The 19,293-nt window shown below is 54.2% G+C and carries 18 protein-coding genes and 1 pseudogene; 10 read left to right on the top strand and 9 right to left on the bottom strand.

The genetic code is table 11. The features are described 5' to 3' along the window. Positions 1–32: 32 nt before the first annotated feature. The 7 genes and pseudogenes from AC2FMY_RS19320 to AC2FMY_RS19350 form a co-directional block, all read right to left on the bottom strand. A pseudogene (locus AC2FMY_RS19320) lies at positions 33–1,063 on the bottom strand (IS30 family transposase). Between the two features lie 461 nt (positions 1,064–1,524). Next, positions 1,525–2,388, bottom strand: coding sequence for an acyl-CoA thioesterase (locus tag AC2FMY_RS19325; protein ID WP_480751410.1), 864 nt, complete (start codon positions 2,386–2,388; stop codon positions 1,525–1,527). 60 nt (positions 2,389–2,448) lie between these two features. Continuing rightward, the gene (locus AC2FMY_RS19330; RefSeq protein WP_496748408.1) at positions 2,449–3,684 is read right to left on the bottom strand and encodes a serine hydrolase domain-containing protein; all 1,236 of its coding nucleotides are present in this window, start codon (positions 3,682–3,684) and stop codon (positions 2,449–2,451) included. A gap of 71 nt (positions 3,685–3,755) precedes the next feature. Beyond that, positions 3,756–4,499 (bottom strand): enoyl-CoA hydratase/isomerase family protein, encoded by a 744-nt coding sequence (locus AC2FMY_RS19335; RefSeq protein ID WP_496748409.1) that lies wholly within the window; start codon positions 4,497–4,499, stop codon positions 3,756–3,758. A 93-nt stretch (positions 4,500–4,592) separates the two neighbouring features. Then, positions 4,593–5,627: a phosphotransferase family protein gene (locus AC2FMY_RS19340; RefSeq protein ID WP_496748410.1), complete on the bottom strand. Its 1,035-nt coding sequence runs from the start codon at positions 5,625–5,627 to the stop codon at positions 4,593–4,595. Between the two features lie 16 nt (positions 5,628–5,643). Beyond that, a complete protein-coding gene (locus tag AC2FMY_RS19345; protein WP_496807914.1) occupies positions 5,644–6,654 on the bottom strand; it encodes an NAD(P)H-dependent flavin oxidoreductase in 1,011 nt (336 codons plus the stop codon). A 9-nt stretch (positions 6,655–6,663) separates the two neighbouring features. After that, positions 6,664–7,323 carry an SDR family NAD(P)-dependent oxidoreductase gene (locus tag AC2FMY_RS19350; protein ID WP_496747444.1) on the bottom strand — a complete coding sequence of 220 codons (660 nt, stop codon included), beginning with the start codon at positions 7,321–7,323 and terminating at the stop codon, positions 6,664–6,666. 123 nt (positions 7,324–7,446) lie between these two features. On the opposite strand from AC2FMY_RS19350, the gene AC2FMY_RS19355 reads away from it, so the two are divergent. After that, complete coding sequence (locus tag AC2FMY_RS19355) at positions 7,447–8,442, top strand: NADPH:quinone oxidoreductase family protein (RefSeq protein WP_496747445.1); 996 nt, start codon at positions 7,447–7,449, stop codon at positions 8,440–8,442. Positions 8,443–8,526: 84 nt separating this feature from the next. Here the strand turns inward: AC2FMY_RS19355 and AC2FMY_RS19360 are convergent, their stop codons facing one another. Then, positions 8,527–9,897, bottom strand: coding sequence for a class II 3-deoxy-7-phosphoheptulonate synthase (locus AC2FMY_RS19360; protein ID WP_480751422.1), 1,371 nt, complete (start codon positions 9,895–9,897; stop codon positions 8,527–8,529). 172 nt (positions 9,898–10,069) lie between these two features. Between AC2FMY_RS19360 and AC2FMY_RS19365 the strand changes: the two genes are divergently transcribed. Beyond that, positions 10,070–11,074, top strand: coding sequence for a GlxA family transcriptional regulator (locus tag AC2FMY_RS19365; protein WP_480751424.1), 1,005 nt, complete (start codon positions 10,070–10,072; stop codon positions 11,072–11,074). 3 nt (positions 11,075–11,077) lie between these two features. On the opposite strand, the gene AC2FMY_RS19370 is transcribed toward AC2FMY_RS19365, so the two are convergent. Beyond that, a complete protein-coding gene (locus AC2FMY_RS19370) occupies positions 11,078–12,175 on the bottom strand; it encodes a PQQ-dependent sugar dehydrogenase (RefSeq protein WP_496747448.1) in 1,098 nt (365 codons plus the stop codon). A gap of 165 nt (positions 12,176–12,340) precedes the next feature. Here AC2FMY_RS19370 and AC2FMY_RS19375 point away from each other — a divergent pair, with 165 nt between their 5' ends. The 8 genes from AC2FMY_RS19375 (at position 12,341) to AC2FMY_RS19410 (ending at position 19,252) form a co-directional block, all read left to right on the top strand. Further along, positions 12,341–13,522 (top strand): ABC transporter substrate-binding protein, encoded by a 1,182-nt coding sequence (locus AC2FMY_RS19375; RefSeq protein WP_480751427.1) that lies wholly within the window; start codon positions 12,341–12,343, stop codon positions 13,520–13,522. A 132-nt stretch (positions 13,523–13,654) separates the two neighbouring features. Continuing rightward, the gene (locus AC2FMY_RS19380; protein ID WP_480751429.1) at positions 13,655–14,443 is read left to right on the top strand and encodes an ABC transporter ATP-binding protein; all 789 of its coding nucleotides are present in this window, start codon (positions 13,655–13,657) and stop codon (positions 14,441–14,443) included. Next, entirely contained in the window at positions 14,440–15,270 is an 831-nt protein-coding gene (locus AC2FMY_RS19385) for an ABC transporter ATP-binding protein (RefSeq protein WP_480751431.1), read from the top strand. The genes AC2FMY_RS19380 and AC2FMY_RS19385 overlap by 4 nt, the downstream gene beginning before the upstream one ends. Positions 15,271–15,479: 209 nt before the next feature. Beyond that, the gene (locus tag AC2FMY_RS19390) at positions 15,480–15,812 is read left to right on the top strand and encodes a hypothetical protein (RefSeq protein ID WP_496747451.1); all 333 of its coding nucleotides are present in this window, start codon (positions 15,480–15,482) and stop codon (positions 15,810–15,812) included. 299 nt (positions 15,813–16,111) lie between these two features. Further along, positions 16,112–16,462 (top strand): hypothetical protein, encoded by a 351-nt coding sequence (locus tag AC2FMY_RS19395; RefSeq protein ID WP_480751435.1) that lies wholly within the window; start codon positions 16,112–16,114, stop codon positions 16,460–16,462. A 116-nt stretch (positions 16,463–16,578) separates the two neighbouring features. Then, positions 16,579–17,589, top strand: a complete 1,011-nt coding sequence (locus AC2FMY_RS19400; protein WP_480751437.1) for a branched-chain amino acid ABC transporter permease — start codon at positions 16,579–16,581, stop codon at positions 17,587–17,589. Further along, a complete protein-coding gene (locus AC2FMY_RS19405; RefSeq protein ID WP_496747454.1) occupies positions 17,586–18,890 on the top strand; it encodes a branched-chain amino acid ABC transporter permease in 1,305 nt (434 codons plus the stop codon). The genes AC2FMY_RS19400 and AC2FMY_RS19405 overlap by 4 nt, the downstream gene beginning before the upstream one ends. 113 nt (positions 18,891–19,003) lie before the next feature. Further along, positions 19,004–19,252 (top strand): hypothetical protein, encoded by a 249-nt coding sequence (locus AC2FMY_RS19410; RefSeq protein ID WP_480751439.1) that lies wholly within the window; start codon positions 19,004–19,006, stop codon positions 19,250–19,252. Positions 19,253–19,293: the final 41 nt, after the last annotated feature.

The following is a 19,293-nucleotide window of genomic DNA, read 5'->3' on the forward strand; positions in this document are numbered from 1 at the left end:
GATAGTTGTGGGCGATATGTGAACCGCGACTGCTATTGGCGTTCGGGGTAGGGGCATTCGCCCATCTCTTTCATCCTCTTTTCTCTGAACACCTCTGTTGGTGTCTTCCATACACGGCATTTCCTGGGGGTTGCATTGAGGCGGTCGCAGAGCATTTTCAATTCATGATCTGAGACCGCCGTGATGTCGCGCTTGCGGGGCAACCATCTTCGCGCCCGGCGATTGGTGTTCTCGACGGTGCTTTTCTGCCAGGGGGGAAGACGGATCGCAGAACCACGTTTGTGTTCCGATCTCAGCGTGGAAATGGGGCCAGCTGACGAACTCCGTTCCTCGATCAAAGGTGACGGACTTGCGCGCCACGTGAGAGAGGTCGCGTATTGCTTTTATGATTTTTCCCATGACAGACTTCGTGCGTTTGTTCGGATTCTTCAGAAGCACCGTGAATCGGCTGACCCGCTCGACAAGCGAGGTTACATTTGATTGCCCAAAGCGCTGTTTAAACAGTACAAGGCCAGCCTCCCAGTGACCGAACTGACGGCGGTGCGCGGCGTCGTCCGGTCGAAACAGGATGCTCACATCACGATCGAACCTTGGAGCCTAGCGCTTTCTGGCACGGCGTGGGCGACGAGACTTGCGATACTGGGGCAGGAACCACCAGAGCTCCTGCGCCAAACCTTCGTTGGAATAGATGTGCCGACAGATCGTTTCCTGACACACGCGCATTTTTGCACCTTCGTGGATCATCCGATTGCCGATCTGCTCAGGTGTCCATCCTTGTTTGAGGCGGGCGATGACTCGCTTACTGAGATCGGGGCGTCGGATCAGCTTGCGCTGCACGCACGGATCGACGTTTCTGAGTTTGTAAACGAGCCGCATGACCAAAATATCCCGCGTACTTCTTGGGGAACGCATCATCGGCCCAGAAATTACGTTTGATCTCGCGAAAAATCGTCGATTTGTGGCGCTTCACGCGCGCCATCTCCCGAACGGGCACCTTTGCGTGCCACCAGTTCTCGATTTTGCGACGTTCTTGCAGTGATAGTTGCGTGTAAACGGCCCCCATGCCATGATCTTCTATTAGATAACGAATTGTTTTTTATAGGATTCTCACTTCAGGGTAGCGCGCTCCCGGGTACATGTAGAAAACGTGTAATTGGTATTATGTAATTTATAATCCTGTAAGCGACATGCCCTAGCAAACTCCGTATGTTGCGTGGACGAACGGAACAGTTGGACCTCGACTCAACCAGATCGCCGAGGAAGTGTAGGATCTAAAGAACGAAATTTTCGTCCTATCGGGTGCTGCATCACGGATTGGAGAAGTACTGGCAGAACAGTCTAGCAAGGAAGACCGCATCATTGAGTCCGAAGCGGTGGTGAACACTTGCGTTGAAGCAATACAAAACAACGGTCCTTGGTTCTGCCGCATCCTCAGGTTGGCGATTACATGCGCATGAAGGTCGAAGACTATGGCCGTTGGATCAGAGGGATGAAAAATCTAAATCAAATATCCAGTGGCCAGAGCTAAACCTTTGGGCGTCTCATCAAACCTTCCTGTGCGACGGAGGCGACCAGAATTCCGTCTTCTGTATAAATGGAACCGCGATTGAAGCTTCGCCCCTGCCCCGTCCACGGCGCGTCCATTGAATACTGATGCCAGTTTTCGATCTGAACTGGAGCGTGAAACCACATCGCATGGTCCAGACTTGCGCCGTTCACCTGCCGTTTGAACCAACTCAGTCCATGAGGTCGAAGACCAGAACTCAAAAGCGCCATATCCGACGCGTAGGTCAACAGAAGATGTTGGGTTTTCGCGTCCTCACCTGCTGCTGCCCGCATTCGAAACCAAAGGTGGTTGCGGTCGTCGCTGGGTTCGGGATCAAAAAGGTCCAGCGGATCGACTTCTCGAACCTCGATTGGGCGCTCCCTTAGGAATTCCGAGCGGTATTTTTCGGTTACCTTGCCGAGATACTTCTGCCGCAACTCATCCCGCGAAGGATGGTCGTTTGGTTTTCCGGCATTGGGCATAGGGTGTTGGTGAGTCCAGCCGCTGTCTTTGACATGGAATGACGTCGACATATTGAGAATTTGTTTTCCGTGCTGAATTGCGACCACGCGACGGGTCGTGAACGAACCACCATCTCGAGCGCGATCCACCTGATAAACGACAGGAATACTGGGATCTCCAGGCCGTATAAAGTATGCATGCAGAGAATGGCACAGCCGGTCATCCACCGTTCTGTAAGCTGCCGACAATGCCTGTGCGACTACCTGCCCGCCGTAGATCCGAGTCGGTGTTTCACCGCCCGATCCCGGTCCGCGAAAGAGATCGACTTCCAACCTTTCCAAATTCAAAAGATCGAGCAGGATCTTTTCCGCGTCCGTCATTTCCTTACACCTTGAATTTAAACAATGTATCACAGCATGCTACGTCTTGTTCTTTGCCTCTCAGCCGAGCAATGCCCCATGGACAAGCGCTTTGAGTTCGGCGCGGGACGGATAGGAACTGGAAGGTGAGAGCTGAGTGAAAAAGACCACGCTCAGGTCGTGAACCCGATCCAACCAGAAAAATGTCGATGCCATTCCACCCCAACTGTAATCACCCACCGACCCGATCGTGCCTGACCGCGCGGCATCAAGAACAACACCGCCTCCGATGCCAAATCCCAGCCCCTTCATGGGCTGTTCCGCAAAGCTGCTTGGCCCCATCGAGGCAATGTCGCCGGCCAGATGGTTGCGCATCATGAAATCTACCGTGCTGGAGCCAAGCAAACGATTGCCGTTACTTTCACCTTTTCGTCGCAGCATATCTACAAAGCGATGATAGTCATCAATCGTACCCACGAGGCCACCACCGCCGGAGAACATGGTGGCATGTTCGAATGGCGATCCTCCGTCCTCGTCAACTAACCTCAATGTTTCTCCACCGGATTTCGCGTCATTAAGCGCCATGGCATCACCAGACAGTGGAGTATAGAGCGAGGCAAATCGGTTTTCCGCTCCGGCAGGAACCGAAAACGCAGTCTCAGTCATGCCCAGAAGGTCAAAGATTTGCTGTTTGAAGAAGCAATCCAGACTTTTTCCCGAAACAACTTCGATCACGCGCCCCAGAACATCGATCGAAACCGAGTATTCCCACCTTGTGCCCGGCTGAAAGGCCAAGGGCAGTTCAGCGACTTGTTGAACCATATCAGCCAAAACGCCTTGTGTGGGCTTGAACATTATATCCTGCTTATCCATGGCCTTTGGTAAAACGCCTGGATTGAATGGGTAACTCAGGCCGCTGGTGTGTGTCAGCAAGTGATGCAGGGTTGGCGTGGTGGTTGGTTCGACTTGGTCAATCCGCTCGGCGCCGGCAACCAACGCATGCAAATTGCTGAATTCAGGCAAAAACTCCGAGATTGGCGCGCCCAAGTGAAAAAGACCCTGTTCAGCCAGCATCATTATGGCGACCGAGGTGATAGGCTTGGTCATCGAATAAAGGCGAACAACTGTGTCACGTTTGAATGGCAGGCTCTGTTCAAGATCTCGCAAGCCGCAGGCGTTGAAAAATACCTCCTCTCCGTGCCGATGGATCAGAACCGAACTGCCGGGATATTTGCGTTCATTGACATAGCGTTGCATCCATTCGCCGATTCGATTTAACCGCCCGGGATCCACCCCTTGTTTTGTAGCGCCGTTCATCGCGGTTCTCCTCTCCAACCCCAATCGTTGAATGTTGTTAGCGATCCGGAATCCAATATTTGATGGGACAACTAACCGATCATTCGATTCATCGCCGCTCTGGTTTCTTCATTGAACCAGCCACCTTCTGGTGCATTCGCGCCGTTGGCCATTCGGCTGCGGATCAGATCAATTGTGCCTTGACGGATCTGTCGTTTCACCGAGGCATAGGTTTTCGGCGGAATAGCTGCCAGTTTTTTGGCTTCGCCTATGGCCCGGTTCAGGACATCGTCGTCGACGACATCGATCACACCGAAGCGCAAGGCCGTCTCGGAGTTCATCGGCTGACCCGTCAGCATCAATCGTCTGAGCGTATTGGGATCGAGTGTCGCGCGCGCGATTTCAAGCGGACCTGCGGGGAAATCCGCACCAACTCGCACCTCTGCAAGGCCAAGCGTCGCTCGTGCAGCAGCAACGCGAAAATCCGAGGCAAGTACAAAAAACATTCCACCAGCTATTGCTGCTCCGTTCACGGCACTCACTGTGGGTTTTCGACATTCGAATAATGAGAGAAACCCAACGTTCAGACCTTCGACAATTTCATTCTGCTCTTGAATGTCGAAATTTTTCGCCTCCTTCAGATCAAGTCCAGCCGAGAACACCCTGAATGTGCTGGACAAAACGATAGCTCGAACTTCGTCGTTCTGCTCCATTTCCTTTATCTGCTCTGAGAACGCCATTAGAAACTCTGCGCTTAGCGCGTTTACCGGCCCACGCCTAAGAACTAACTCTACAATACCGCCATCGTGCTCTCTGAGTTCCAGAAAATCGCTCATCTCGTCTTTCTCCTTGCGCATTTCCAGATAGCATCCGAACAAATCGACGAAACCTCAGATTTTTGCGCGCGGATCCTTCATTGCGACACCAGGTCAATCTGAACGGCCAAGCGCAGTCAGACCATGCTGGGCAAACATTGGAACATATTGGCCGAGTTGCCTCGCCCGTTCAGGATTGGAGGCATTTCCTTCCAACGCGCGCCGATAGACCCCTTGAAGTATCCCTGCCATTCGGAAGAAGTTAAAAGCAAGGTAAAACCCAAAATTTTCAATTCCTCTCAACCCCCGTCGCTGACAATATCGAGCCACAAACTCGTCATCCGACGGCAATCCTAGTGCTGCGCGATCAACCCCGGCCAAACCCCGCCCCTCTTGCCCCGGCGGCATTTGCCATTGCATGATGACAGCGGCAAGATCGGCGTAAGGGTGCCCTATGGTTGACAGTTCCCAATCCAGAACACCCAGACAGTTTGTTCCTTCTTTTTCAAAGATCATGTTGTCGATCCGGTAATCGCCATGCACAAGTGTCCGTTGCCCATCGTTGGTGGGTAAATTTCGTTGTAGCGCTTCAATCAACCTATCCATTTCGGGAATCGTTTCGGTTTCCGAAGCCCTGTATTGAGTGCTCCAGCGACCGATCTGTCTTTCAAAATAATCGCCAGAAGGGCCAAAATTGCCAAGACCCACGGCATCAACATTGACCATATGCAATTCAGCAAGCACCCGGTTCATTTCGTCAATGACCGCGCTGCGCGTCTCTTTCGTTTCACCTGCCATTGTCGGTTCAAAAAAGTTCCGACCTTCAAGATATTCCATCACATAAAACATTGAACCGATGACGCTTTCGTCCTCGCACAACAAATACATCTGCGCGACCGGCACCTTCGACCCCGCCAATGATTTTTGCACGCGATACTCACGGTCGACGGCATGGGCGGATTTCAACAAAATCCCGGGGGGTTTGCGACGCAGTACATAGTTTTGCTCAGGCGTCTTCAGCAAATACGTCGGGTTTGACTGTCCAACTTCAAATTTTTCGCACAGCAGAGGACCCTGATATCCTGACAGATGAACGCTCAGATAGGCGTCCACTGCGTTGAGGTCGAGTGCAAGTGGCTGTTCACTCATCACGCCCTATTATCCTTCACTCCACAAACTCGGTTGCTAGTTTTGCTCCGGCACTCCGATATTCAACACTAATCCGGTCGACGAGTTCGGCGGTCGAAACAACCTCCGAGACGTTGCCGATCCCCTGCCCCGACCCCCAGATTTCCTTCCAGGCTTTAGGCTTGGAGGAACCCTGACTGAAATTCATCGCCGTTGCGTCAGCCGAGGGCAGATTGTCGGGGTCCAGTCCGGCGCGCTGGATCGACGCTTTCAGATAGTTCCCGTGAACCCCGGTAAACAGTGACGAATAAACGATGTCTTCGGCACTGCTATCGACGATCATTTCTTTGTAATCCATCCCTGCATTGGCTTCGTGCGTTGCGATGAAGGGTGAGCCAACATATCCGAAATCGGCGCCCATCGCACGGGCTGCCAACAACGACTCTCCACAGGCGATCGCGCCAGACAAGGCCACAGGCCCGTCAAACCATGCGCGAATTTCTCGGATTAGCGCCATAGGAGACTGTTGCCCGGCGTGCCCACCAGCCCCGGCGGCAACGGCTATCAATCCATCGGCACCTTTGTCGATCGCCTTTCTGGCAAAGGTGTTATTGATGACATCGTGCAGAACCACGCCACCACAACCATGGGCGGCCTCGTTGACATCTACACGCGCACCCAGCGAGGTGATCCAGACCGGGACTTTCCAGCGGGCGCAAATCTCCAGATCCCGCTCCAGCCTTTTGTTGGAACGATGCACGATTTGATTGACCGCGAAAGGCGCGGCCGGTCTGTCGGGGTTGGCTTGGTTGTGGCGATCCAGTTCTTCGATGATTTGCTTCAACCAAACGTCCAGCAAAGGAGCTTCTCCCTCAGCCTCACGTGCGTTAAGTGCCGGGAATGATCCGATTATGCCAGCCTTGCACTGGGCAACCACAAGTTCGGGAACGGAAATTATGAACAACGGCGCGCCGATCATGGGTATCCGGAGCCCCCTCAATTGTACTGGCAGATGACCCTCCTTGCGTTTCCAAATCAAATCCTTCATTTTTCGACCTTAAACTTCAACTGCATTTTGCAACCCACTTGTTATCAATGATTTTTCGAAGATTCCTGGAGCGGACTTTACGTTGATACGGCCTGGAACGGGTATGACAGCGCCGGTTACGTAAGCTCCCTTGCCCATCGGCACCTCTCCCAACACCAAGCCAACATCGATGATCCGGGCGGGATCATCTACAAATGCCGATTTCTTGAGCATAGGCAAAAGCCTTTGGGTCAACTCGAACATCCCAGCCGCATTGACGGAGATGTGCTTTTCCCAAAGGTCATACAGAAACTGCCCCAAATGAGCGCCCCATGTTGTGCCTGCATTATTCACTAGAATATCAATGGATTGAACTCTTTCCTTCACTTCTTCACAAAGCATTGCAATGCCATCTCTGGCTCCCACGTCGCTTGCAAAACCGTCTGCCTGCCCGGACGCAACCAATGCGTCGAGTGCCTGTTCCGTGGCCTTGCAGGCCTCACCCTTTCTGGATGCATTCAATACGCTGGCCCCTGCCCGCACAAGCGCTTCTGTAGCCATACGGCCAATTCCCATCGCGCCACCAGTGATGAATGCCGTCTTTCCGTGAAGTGAAAACAGGCTTACGGGCGTCACAGTTTCCTCGATTTCACAGAATTCAGCAAACTTTGGCGCGCAAGTGTTAGGCATCACTTGGTTCTACTGAGATTGCGCCTAAGAATTGCATTTCGACACTTGGTTGACAATCATTCGGGCGCCTCCAAGACTTAACGTCATTTTTTAGGTTCGATACGGTGGAGGGCACGAAAGACCATGAAGGCAATGCTGAGTACCGTTCCGGGCGGGCCGGAAACACTGGAACTCAAGGAATTTCCGGATCCGGACCCCGGCAAGAGCCAGTTGCTGGTGCGCGTTCGTGCTGCCGGTGTGAATTTTCCGGACACTCTCATGATCCGAGACCTCTATCAGCTCAAGCCGCCTCGCCCCTTTGCACCAGGTGGCGAAATCGCGGGCGAAGTGATTGCAGTCGGCGACGCCGTTGAAGGGTTCTCTGTCGGCGACCGCATTCTGGCCCTTACAGGCTTTGGGGGGTTTGCCACGCACCTGGTCATAAAAGCGGAGGCTGCGATCAAGATTCCGGATGAAATGCCTTACGAAGATGCCGCCTGTTTCGTTTTCACTTATGGAACCTCTCATCACGCACTCAAGGACCGTGCTGCGCTTGGTGTGGATGAGACGCTGCTCATCCTGGGAGCAGCGGGCGGTGTCGGAGCGGCAGCCATCGAACTTGGCAAGGCGGTGGGTGCACGTGTCATCGCTGCCGTCTCATCTGAGGAGAAGGCGGCGTTCTGCCGCCAGATTGGCGCAGACGAAACGCTGATCTATCCACTGGAATTGGACAAGGAGGCGCAAAAGGCACTTTCGACGGAAATCAAGCGTCTGGCAGACGGTGAGGGCGTTGACGTTGTTTACGACGCAGTAGGCGGCGGCTATGCCGAGCCGGCCTTGCGCGCGATGGCATGGAAAGGGCGCTATCTGGTAATTGGTTTTCCTGCGGGTATTCCCAGCATTCCATTGAATCTGCCGCTGCTCAAAGGAGTTTCAATCATTGGCGTATTCTGGGGCGCATCAGTGTTTCGCGAACCACAAAGGCATGCACAAAACATGTGTGATCTGTTGCACCTCTATTCTGAAGGGAAGATCAAACCAAAAATCAGCGCTCGAATACCTTTGGATCAGGCCGGGAAGGCATTGGAACTGATGCAGAATCGTAAAGTGTTGGGGAAGGTCGTCATCACAATGGACTGAGCGGCCCATGGGCAAAACCGGCCGATTTGAGCTCAAAAGAAAACGGCAGGCAGGAAGCCCGCCGTTTCCATTGACTATAGTATTTTAACTGGCAGCGCGCTTGTTCCGGTCGCGGCGCAGATTTGTCAGTTCCTCCGCCACAAGGAAGGCCAATTCCAGTGACTGGCTGGCATTCAGGCGCGGGTCGCAGGCTGTGTGATAGCGATCCGAGAGGTCCTCTTCGGTGACAGCCCGAACACCGCCAATGCATTCGGTGACATCGAGACCGGTCATCTCAAAATGTACGCCACCGGGAATGGTGCCTTCGGATTGATGAACACCAAAGAAATCCCGTACTTCGCGCAGAACCGCTTCGAACGGGCGAGTCTTGTAGCCGGTCGCCGACTTGATCGTGTTGCCGTGCATCGGGTCGCAGACCCATGTCACCTTGGCGCCTTCTTCTTTCACAGCTTTGATCAATCGCGGAAGATGTTCACCCGCCTTACCGGCGCCGAAGCGTGCGATCAGTGTTAGTCGACCCTCTTCGTTGTCGGAGTTCAGCTTTGACATCAGCACTTTGAGATCCTCGGCAGTCGTGGTCGGGCCGCATTTCAACCCGATTGGGTTCAATACGCCGCGGCAGAATTCCACATGCGCGCCGTCGGGTTGGCGAGTGCGGTCGCCGATCCAAATCATGTGGCCGGAACCCGCCAACCAGTTACCAGATGTCGAGTCGAGACGTGTCAGTGCCTCTTCATATTCCAACAACAGGCTTTCGTGGCTGGTATAGAACTCCACGGTCGAGAATTCATGGGTGGTGTCGGCGGTTATTCCGGCGGCCTCCATGAAGTCGATCGTGTCCTGAATGCGATCCGCAATCTCGGAGTACTTCTGAACATCCTGATCGTCGGTGAATCCCAAAGTCCAGGAATGCACGCGGCTCATGTCAGCAAACCCGCCCGTCGAAAATGCACGTAGTAGGTTCAGCGTGGCCGCTGCCTGAGTAAAGGCCTGCAGCATCTTTTCCGGGTTCGGAATGCGTGCTTCGGGTGTGAAGGCCAATTCGTTGATGATATCACCACGATAGCTGGGCAGTTCAACACCATCGACAACTTCGGTCGGCGCACTGCGTGGTTTGGCGAACTGTCCGGCCATCCGCCCCACCTTGATAACCGGGACCTTGGCGCCATAAGTCAGCACCATCGCCATTTGCAGCATGACCTTGAAAGTGTCACGGATAGCATCGGCACTGAATTGCTCAAAGCTTTCGGCGCAATCGCCGCCCTGAAGCAAAAAGGCTTCGCCACGTCCCGCAGCACCGAGATGTTGTTTCAGACGCCGCGCCTCGCCGGCGAAAACCAGCGGCGGATATTTGGAAAGCTGCGCCTCAACCTTGGCCAGTGCGGCCGGGTCGGTATAGTCGGGCATCTGAACCCGCGGCTTGCTGCGCCAGTTCGATTTTTGCCACTCGGTCATAGCTTGGTTCTCCGCTGAGGTATTTCAGGGGGCCTCTATACAAAAAGCCGAAACAAGTGACCATATCTCTTTTGCGCCTCTTGACGACGCAAACAAGCTCTGAGCATGTTGGCTGCCATATTCGCAAGAACTCGTCATACGTGCGAAACATCGGAATCAAGGACAGTCCGCAATGCAAGAGCAACGCCAAGTTGTCGAAGTGGAAAACACGCCGGCCAAACCGCGCCGCTATATCTTTGTGTTGCTGGACAAGTTTTCGATGCTGTCGTTTGCGTCGGCGCTGGACAGCCTGCGCATTGCAAATCGGATGGCGGACAAGGCACTATATGTCTGGCAATTGGTAGGTGAAGGCGGTGAGGTTGCATTGTGTTCGGCGGGCACATCCTTCAATCTGGACGATGATCTGGGCGATCTGAATCGGGAAGACGTGGTTTTGGTCTGCGGCGGCGTGGAAATCCAGAAAGCGGCAACCAAAAAGATGCTGAACTGGCTTCGGCGCGAAGCGCGCAAGGGGATACGCATCGGGGGCCTGTGTACCGGTGCCCACGTTCTTGCAAAAGCGGGTCTTTTGGACGGCAAACGCGCCACGATCCACTGGGAAAACGCGGACAGTTTTACCGAAGAGTTCGAGAATGTCGAGCTGACGAAATCCGTGTTTCTGGTCGACGGCAACCGGATGACGACCGCTGGCGGTACGTCGTCTATCGACCTGATGTTGAAACTGATTGCCGATGATTTCGGAGAGGAACTGGCCAACGCCGTGGCGGATCAGATGATCTATTCCTCGATCCGCACCGATCAGGACACGCAACGCCTGTCCACCCCAACCCGGATCGGTGTGCGCCACCCGAAACTGAGCCAGGTTATCCAGATGATGGAAAAGAACATCGAGGAGCCGATTTCACCCTCGGTTTTGGCGCGGGATGTCGGCATGTCGACACGCCAGCTGGAACGCTTGTTTCGCCGTTACCTGAACCGTTCGCCCAAACGGTATTACATGGAGTTGCGCCTGCAAAAGGCGCGCAACCTGCTGATGCAGACCGATATGAGCGTGATTAACGTGGCGCTGGCCTGCGGATTTGCCAGCCCGTCGCATTTCTCCAAATGCTACCGGGCGCACTACAACACGACGCCGTATCGCGAGCGGGGAACCCACGCGTCGCGATTGTCGATCTGAGGATCAGTCGGACGACATTCGATAAACTGCCCCCTGTCCAACTGAGATGAACCAGATCGACCCATCCGATGACTCGACGATATCGCGAACCCGATTGGTCTGAGGGCCTTTGATCTGCTCGACTTCTCGCAGCGGGTTTCCAGCCAGTCGTGAGATATAGTCGAACTTCAGCGAACCAACGAAAATACTACCCTTCCACTCGGGCCAGAGCTTTCCGGAATAGACCATCAAGCCTGACGGGGCGATGGATGGGTCCCAATAGAACGCGGGCTGCTCCAGCCCTGCCTTTGCGCTGCCTTCACCAATTTTAGCACCGGAATAATGCGTGCCATAGGAAATCACCGGCCAGCCATAGTTCGCGCCTTTCCTGATTAGATTCACCTCATCACCGCCCTTGGCGCCATGCTCGGACGTCCACAGGTTGCCCTGCAAATCTAGCCCGGCACCCTGCGGGTTGCGATGCCCATAAGTCCAGATCTCGGAGCGTATGCCGGGATTTCCGATAAACGGATTGTCATTCGGAACTGACCCGTCTCTATTTATTCGGATGATCGACCCATTGTGGTTCGAGCGGTCCTGGGCCGAGGGGCGGTCACCTCGTTCGCCCAACGTGACAAACAGTGTTCCGTCTGCTGCCTCAACGACACGGCTGCCAAAATGCCGCCCGCCACTGGCTCCGGGCGCTGCTTCGAAAATCGTGCGCACATCGGTCAGTGACTGGCCGTCCTCACTAAGTCTTGCAACCGCCAGCGCGGTCCCTGCTCCATCTTTCTGGGGCTTGGAATAAGTCAGGAGTATCTCGTGCGTTTCGGCGAAGTCCCGTGGAATGGTGACATCCAGCAAACCACCTTGCCCTGATGCAAATACCTTGGGCACGCCCTTTATCGGCATCATCTTTTGATCTTTCGCATAAACAAGACTGCCGTCACGCTCGGTCACGAGCACTCCGCCATCGGGCAAAAGGCCAATAGCCCAAGGCGTATCCAGCCCGGAAATCGCTTTGGTCGTAACTACGGCTCCGACGCTTGTATTCAGCGAGTCGGCATTGGCCTCCGAGAACGGCCACACGAATAAGAGAATCAACATTGAAAGCCGCAGCATATCGACCTCCGATCTCAGGGAAATGGGTGCGAAATTCCATCAAACCTTATGAAATCAAATAGGTTACGCCCAGCAAAAGCACAATTTCGTTAGGACTTTTCTTTTCACCACAGCTTGCCTAGGGTCTCTTCCAGAACGATCACGTTCCAACAAGGGAGTAACCTTATGAAAAAGCTGCTAACTGCTACCGCAGCAACTGCACTTATGGCCGGCGCGGCAATGGCCGAAGACGTTAAGATCGGTGTCATCCTAGGCTTTACAGGGCCTATCGAATCATTGACGCCCTCAATGGCCGATGGCGCTGAACTGGCAATGAAGGAAGTTACCGACAGTGGCCTTCTGCTGGACGGAGCAACCGTAACCTCCGTACGTGCCGACTCGACTTGCGTCGACGCAGGCGCCGCGACAGCCGCGGCAGAACGTCTGGTCACTTCAGACAAAGTCGACGGCATCATGGGTGCGGACTGCTCCGGTGTGACTGGTGCGATTCTGTCAAACGTCGCGGTTCCGAATGGTATCGTCATGATCTCTCCCTCGGCGACCTCGCCGGCATTGTCGGACGCGGAAGACAACGGTCTGTTTTTCCGCACCGCACCGTCCGATGCGCGCCAAGGCCAGGTCATGACAGATATCCTGTTGGAAGAAGGCATAAACAATGTTGCGTTGACCTACACCAACAACGACTATGGCAAAGGTCTGGCCGACAGCTTCCAGCAAGCGTTCGAAGCGGCTGGCGGAACGGTTACCATCTCGGCAGCGCATGAAGACGGTAAGGCGGACTATGCCGCCGAAGTCGGCGCACTCGCCGCTGCAGGTGGCGATCGCTTGGTCGTGGCCGGTTATGTTGACCAGGGTGGCTCGGGCATCGTGCGTGCAGCCATCGACTCGGGTGCATTCGATACATTCCATTTTCCCGACGGGATGATCGGCGCCAAGCTGGAAGAAAACTTCGGCGACGAGATCGACGGATCGACCGGTCAACATCCGGGCACCGACAGCCCCGGTGTTGCCAAATATGAGGAACTGGTAGCAGGCGCGTTCGATGCGACCTCGCCCTTCACTCCTGAAGCTTATGATTCCGCTGCGCTGATCATGCTGGCGATGCAAGCGGCGGGTTCCAAGGATTCGTCGGTGTACAAAGAGCACGTTCTGAATGTTGCAAATGCACCGGGTGAAAAAATCTATCCTGGTGAACTGGCGAAAGCGCTTCAGATCATCAAGGATGGTGGCGACGTCGATTATGTCGGTGCAACAGCAGTTGAACTGATTGGACCCGGCGAAAGTGCAGGCAACTATCGCCAGATCGTCCTTGACGGCGGTAAGATCACTACCGCCAAGTACCGCTGATCTTGCGGATCATTTGAACAGTGAACAGCCCGGGCCTTGTACCCGGGCTGTTTCAATGACAAAAGACCGCACCTCTTACGGGGATGGGGCAACAAACAACAGGGCCGCAAGATACTGCGGCTAGGGGAAAACATGATCGTCGTCGAGGACGTGCACAAGCACTTCGGTGGTTTCCACGCGGTGGACGGAGCATCGCTGGAAATCGAAAAAGGCTCTATAACCGGGCTGATTGGCCCGAACGGGGCGGGAAAGACCACTCTTTTCAATGTTATTGCCGGTGTGTTGCCGCCAACAAGCGGCAAGGTCACGATGGATGGCGAGGATATTACCGGTCTGCCCCCGCATGAGTTGTTCCACAAGGGATTACTGCGCACCTTTCAGATCGCACATGAGTTCTCTTCGATGAGCTGCCGAGAAAACCTGATGATGGTTCCTGGAGGCCAATCGGGTGAAACCCTTTGGAACACCTGGTTTGGACGCAAGCGGATCGCGGACGAGGAGCGCGCCTTGCGCGCAAAGGCTGACGAGGTGCTGGAGTTTCTGACCATCGAGCACCTGGCGGACCACAAGGCCGGGCAGGTTTCGGGTGGACAGAAAAAGCTGCTGGAGCTTGGCCGCACCATGATGGTTGACGCCAAGATCGTATTTCTCGACGAAGTAGGCGCCGGTGTGAACCGGACACTTCTGAATACCATTGGCGACGCGATCGTGCGCCTGAATAAGGAACGCAACTATACATTTGTGGTGATCGAACACGACATGGATTTCATCGGGCGGCTTTGCGATCCGGTGATTTGCATGGCCGAAGGAAAAGTTTTGGCCGAGGGTACGCTGGAAGAGATCAAGGCCAATGAACACGTAATCGAGGCCTACCTCGGCACCGGTTTGAAGAACAAGGACAAACTGGAGGCCGGTGCATGAGTGACAATCCCTATCATGAGGATCGTGGAAACAAAGATGCATCGATTACCAACTCGAAAGGTGTTGGATCCATGACCCCGGCTCACCGGCACAGCGGACCGACTTCCAAGGTCGGTGGCGGCCCGTTTCTCATAGGCGACATGATGACGGGCGGTTATGGAAAGGGTCCTGATATCCTGCATGATTGCACCATCGCGGTCGACAAGGGAGAGATCGCGGTCATTGTCGGCCCGAACGGAGCTGGCAAGTCAACCGCCATGAAAGCGGTGTTTGGAATGCTTGACGTACGTTCTGGTACAGTTCGGCTGGATGGCGAGGACATTACCCAACTCACCCCGCAGGACCGAGTGGTCAAGGGTATGGGATTTGTTCCGCAAACCTCGAACATCTTCACGTCGATGACGGTGGAAGAGAATCTGGAAATGGGCGCTTTCATCCGCACTGATGATTTCACGGACACGATGGAGCAGGTTTACGACCTGTTTCCGATCCTGAAAGAAAAGCGCCATCAGGCGGCCGGAGAACTCTCGGGAGGCCAGCGTCAGCAGGTGGCAGTCGGTCGTGCCCTGATGACCAAACCCAAGGTGTTGATGCTGGATGAGCCCACCGCGGGTGTCTCTCCGATCGTGATGGATGAGTTGTTCGACCGAATTATCGAGGTCAGCCGAACCGGATTGCCCATTCTGATGGTCGAGCAGAATGCGCGACAAGCATTGGAAATCGCCGATAAAGGTTATGTGCTGGTGCAAGGCCGGAATGCTTATACCGGAACCGGCCAGGAGCTTTTGGCGGACCCCGAAGTAAGGAAATCCTTCCTCGGCGGGTAAGCGTTCGCTTTGTTTGATGTATCGCCATTCAAGTCTCTCTTTGGCCCAAAAAGCGGATTAATTCTGCCGTAATCCTTTTCTACGCGAGAGTATGCCGCCGGGGTCAAGTCGGTCGGCAGGTTAAGCTCGGAAAGACCTCGATACGTCCAATTCTCGAGACTTTAGTAACGGTCATTCAGAGTTGTTCAGCTCACAAAAAAGAGAAACGAATGAAAACCACAGCGACGCTTTCTGCCGCCTTTGTATTTTGTGCAACTATGGGGGCAGCCCAGGATCAGCATTTTCTATGCATATCTGAAATCGACGGATCGGAAATGATGTTGGTTAAACCCGCATCCGGAAACGATGGCGAAATGAAAAGCCAGAACATAAATGGTCCCGCAAAGGTTTTTCCGGGACTCGGCAACGTTACATTCATGTATGCTGACGAGAATACTGTCGTGACCCTGTTCGTCAAACATGCGGATTTGACATATAATCTCTCCATGCGGCGCCCAACAATCTCCAGCGACCGCGGACAGTGCGAGGCGGTTGCCTCCTAAGATTTTGCTCTCGAAGAACGCACCCTGAAAGATTCCGAGTGTTCCCTTTATCCTAGTTGCCCACGGATTGTTTTCCTGTTGCGAGGAGCGACAGGAAAACATTAGATTTTAATCAGTTACCCTGTTTTTTCACATCGAATAAAGCGTTCGTGACCACGTCACGTTTACCACTTTTCGGTCACATTTCCTTCCTACGTCACTTTAGATTGGTTGCCAGTGCCAAGGCGAAAATCAGGTTTCAGATGCAGCCAGGGTCAGTTCGGGTTTTGGCGACATCTTCAAGCGATGAAAGGCGAGTTATGAAATACCTACCCCTGTTAGCTGCTTCGATTCTGTTTCCAAACTATGGATTTGCCCTAAGCGACTCTCTTGGTGGAGCGGATTTCGTTGTCAATTGCGTTTCGGATCGAACCGGTGGCGCAGTGACGCTCGCTAGGTCCGGAGAGTCAAAGCAGGGTTTCATCATTACCGAGGAAATCCAGGGCGAAGCTACAATTCACTCGGGCCTCAATTCGCTGACATTTCTACATATCATGGGCAAGGACGTCGTCACTTTTGTCGTCAATTTTGACAGCCTGACCTTTGATCTGACGGTAAATGGTCCCCATGCAAATCAGGATCAGGGCCAGTGTGAGGATCCTTTCGGATAATTCCTACCCACTCCAGTCTGAGTGCATGAGAATTACGTTGAAAAAGAGGGGACAAGCTGTTGTACGTCCCCTAATTGCCGTGCCATAAAACCGCACCCAGACTGTGAGAAGGACCAATGGATCTACTCAACGCGCTCGTTGCGCTTTCAAACTTTGTCATCGTGCCTGCGGTAGCCTACGGCAGCCAGTTGGCGCTTGGGGCGCTTGGGGTCACTCTGATCTACGGAATCCTGCGGTTTTCCAACTTCGCCCATGGAGACACAATGGCGTTCGGCACGATGATTGCCGTGCTCGTGACGTGGTGGTTGCAAAGCATCGGCGTCGCCTTAGGACCGTTGCCCACCGCTCTGCTGGCCCTACCCGTTGCCATTCTCGGATGCATGGTGCTTTTGCTGATCACGGACAAACTGGTCTATCAGTTCTACCGTGAACAAAAGGCCAAGCCAGTGATCCTCGTGATCGTGTCGATGGGCGTCATGTTCATCATGAACGGTCTCGTCCGGTTCATCATCGGACCAAACGACCAGAATTTCCTGGACGGCGAAAGGTTTCTGATTTCAGCTCGGGACTTCAAGCAATTGACCGGCCTCAACGAAGGTCTGGCCATCAGGACAACTCAGGGCATCACGGTAGTGGTCGCCGTGATTGCGGTCGTTCTGCTGTTCTGGTTTTTGAACAAGACACGTACCGGCAAGTCCATGCGCGCCTATTCAGACAACGAGGATCTGGCCTTGTTGTCCGGGATCAACCCCGAGCGTGTGGTCATGTATACGTGGCTGATCGTTGCTGCTTTGGCCACGACCGCCGGTGTTCTTTATGGCCTCGACAAAAGTTTCAAGCCTTTCGTGTACTTCCAACTGCTTTTGCCAATCTTCGCCTCGGCTATTGTCGGAGGCTTGGGCAACCCTCTGGGCGCGATCGCGGGCGGATTTATCATCGCATTTTCCGAGGTGACGATCACTTATGCATGGAAGAAAGTGCTGTCCTATCTCACCCCAGAAGGGCTTGAGCCTTCGGGACTCGTTCAGCTTTTGTCGACCGACTACAAATTCGCAGTCAGTTTCGTGATCCTGCTGATCGTGCTGTTGTTCAAACCTACCGGGCTGTTCAAGGGGAAAGCGGTATGAGCGAACCCGTAAAAAACACTCTTTTTTTCTTTCTGGTTGCAGGGTTGATTCTATTGACCGGCGTGATGCAAAGCTGGAACTCAGCGGTGCTGATCCTGAACATGGGTCTGATCTCCGCTATCATGGCGATCGGAGTGAACCTGCAATGGGGTTTTGCCGGCCTCTTCAATGTTGGTATCATGGGATTTGTCGCACTCGGCGGACTTGCGGTTGTCCTGATTTCAACTGACCCGACACCGGGCGCATGGAGCGCAGGCGGAGCCGGGATTGTTCTTGCGTTGATTCTGGGCGCGCTAACCGTTGCCGCGGGCGTATTCATCACTAGAAAAATGCCAAAGGGCAAGGCACGTTCCCTGACCGTTGTCGCTATTCTTGTGATAGGCTTCATTGCCTACCGGGCCGTATTTGATCCTAACGTCGCCGCAGTCGAAGCAATAAATCCGGCTGCGGCGGGCAATATCGGCGGCCTCAGCCTTCCAGTATTGCTGGCTTGGCCAGCGGGCGGGCTGCTAGCGGCAGGCGCAGCCTGGCTGATTGGCAAGACCGCGCTGGGCTTGCGGTCCGACTATCTGGCGATTGCCACGCTTGGTATTGCGGAAATCATCATCGCCGTCCTCAAAAACGAAGACTGGCTCGCTCGCGGCGTAAAGAATGTGATCGGTCTTCCGCGCCCGGTCCCGTATGAGATCGATCTTCAAAATGATCCGGGATTTGTTGAACAAGCGGTGGGGTTTGGGCTTGATCCGGTGACCGCATCGACGCTCTACGTCAAACTGGGCTATTCCATCTTGTTTCTTGGCGTTTTGCTGGTTCTTCTGTGGATGGCCCAAATGGCCCTCAAAAGCCCGTGGGGCCGGATGATGCGCGCCATTCGCGATAACGAGGTCGCCGCCGAAGCGATGGGCAAGGCCGTCACCCGTCGCCACTTGCAAATTTTTGTTCTGGGTTCGGCAATCTGCGGTATTGCCGGCGCGATGATGACAACGCTTGACGGGCAGTTGACACCTGGCACCTATCAGCCGCTTCGCTTTACTTTCCTGATCTGGGTGATGGTGATCGTGGGTGGATCGGGCAACAATTTTGGCGCGGTTCTTGGCGCCATGCTGATCTGGTTCCTTTGGGTGCAGGTCGAACCGATTGGCCTATGGGTCATGCAGGTTATCACGTCCGGTCTGCCTGAAGGCAGTGGTCTGAGAGAACACCTTATCGACAGCGCGGCACATATGCGGCTGCTGACAATGGGGGTTATCCTGCTACTGGTTCTCAGGTTCAGCCCAAGGGGGCTGATCCCGGAACACTAATTTTAGGGAACGGCTTTGGCATGATTTCACGAGCCGTTCGCAAAATTGCCTCACAAAAGACCCACCCTGGATCCTATCGGAGAGGATCTGAAGTCCAAATGATAAGGAACGAAATGAAACCTGTCCGCTCGACAATCGCAATCTCAGCGATTTCACTGATCTTGACCGCCTGTTCCATCGATCCGCGTGCGCACGAATCCGACCCGGTCAAGGTCACCACATCCAAGGGTGTTGTTACCTGCCAACTCTACAAACATAACCAAGTACTCTGGGACCGTGCGATCGATGCACCCGCTGGCATGTCTATCCAAGAGGCCGACAACTATTGCATTGCCGAGGGCAACCGCCGTCTCAAAGGTTAGTCGCAATATGCTGATTATGAAAAGGCGGTGTGACCCGACCA

Source organism: Ruegeria sp. YKSE079, from assembly GCF_059612845.1.